Source organism: Sphaerospermopsis sp. LEGE 08334 (genome assembly GCF_015207205.1).
In the GTDB taxonomy this organism is placed as follows: Bacteria; Cyanobacteriota; Cyanobacteriia; order Cyanobacteriales; family Nostocaceae; genus Sphaerospermopsis.
In genome coordinates, this window is the sequence record NZ_JADEXH010000109.1 from 1 (window position 1) to 1,496 (window position 1,496).

General features: G+C 53.0%; 1 rRNA gene. It reads left to right on the forward strand.

Features of this window, described 5'->3' with window-relative positions:
* Positions 1 to 1,419, forward strand: a 16S ribosomal RNA gene (locus tag IQ237_RS25940); the annotation flags it as partial.
* Positions 1,420 to 1,496 lie beyond the last annotated feature (77 nt).

Below are 1,496 nucleotides of genomic sequence, written 5' to 3' on the forward strand. Positions count from 1 at the left end.
ATGCTTAGGCATTTAGTGGCGGACGGGTGAGTAACGCGTGAGAATTTGGCTTCAGGTCGGGGACAACAGTTGGAAACGACTGCTAATACCGGATATGCCGGAAGGTGAAAGGCTTGCTGCCTGAAGATAAGCTCGCGTCTGATTAGCTAGTAGGAGGGGTAAAAGCCCACCTAGGCGACGATCAGTAGCTGGTCTGAGAGGATGATCAGCCACACTGGGACTGAGACACGGCCCAGACTCCTACGGGAGGCAGCAGTGGGGAATTTTCCGCAATGGGCGAAAGCCTGACGGAGCAATACCGCGTGAGGGAGGAAGGCTCTTGGGTCGTAAACCTCTTTTCTCAAGGAAGAAGAAAGTGACGGTACTTGAGGAATAAGCATCGGCTAACTCCGTGCCAGCAGCCGCGGTAATACGGAGGATGCAAGCGTTATCCGGAATGATTGGGCGTAAAGGGTCTGTAGGTGGTACTGAAAGTCTGCTGTTAAAGAATCACGCTCAACGTGATCAAAGCAGTGGAAACTACAGAACTAGAGTGCGGTAGGGGCAAAAGGAATTCCTGGTGTAGCGGTGAAATGCGTAGATATCAGGAAGAACACCGGTGGCGAAAGCGTTTTGCTAGACCGCAACTGACACTGAGGGACGAAAGCTAGGGGAGCGAATGGGATTAGATACCCCAGTAGTCCTAGCCGTAAACGATGGATACTAGGCGTGGCTTGTATCGACCCGAGCCGTGCCGGAGCTAACGCGTTAAGTATCCCGCCTGGGGAGTACGCACGCAAGTGTGAAACTCAAAGGAATTGACGGGGGCCCGCACAAGCGGTGGAGTATGTGGTTTAATTCGATGCAACGCGAAGAACCTTACCAAGACTTGACATCCTGCGAATCCTGGTGAAAGCTGGGAGTGCCTTAGGGAGCGCAGAGACAGGTGGTGCATGGCTGTCGTCAGCTCGTGTCGTGAGATGTTGGGTTAAGTCCCGCAACGAGCGCAACCCTCGTTTTTAGTTGCCAGCATTAAGATGGGCACTCTAGAGAGACTGCCGGTGACAAACCGGAGGAAGGTGAGGATGACGTCAAGTCAGCATGCCCCTTACGTCTTGGGCTACACACGTACTACAATGCTACGGACAAAGGGCAGCTACACAGCGATGTGATGCAAATCTCAGAAACCGTAGCTCAGTTCAGATCGAAGGCTGCAACTCGCCTTCGTGAAGGAGGAATCGCTAGTAATTGCAGGTCAGCATACTGCAGTGAATTCGTTCCCGGGCCTTGTACACACCGCCCGTCACACCATGGAAGTTGGTCACGCCCGAAGTCATTACCCCAACCGAAAGGAGGGGGATGCCTAAGGTAGGACTGGTGACTGGGGTGAAGTCGTAACAAGGTAGCCGTACCGGAAGGTGTGGCTGGATCACCTCCTTTTTAGGGAGACCTACCCAAACAGGAATCGAAAGCACAGAGCAAATAGATACTGATTTTGGTCTACTCTAGGTCGGTCG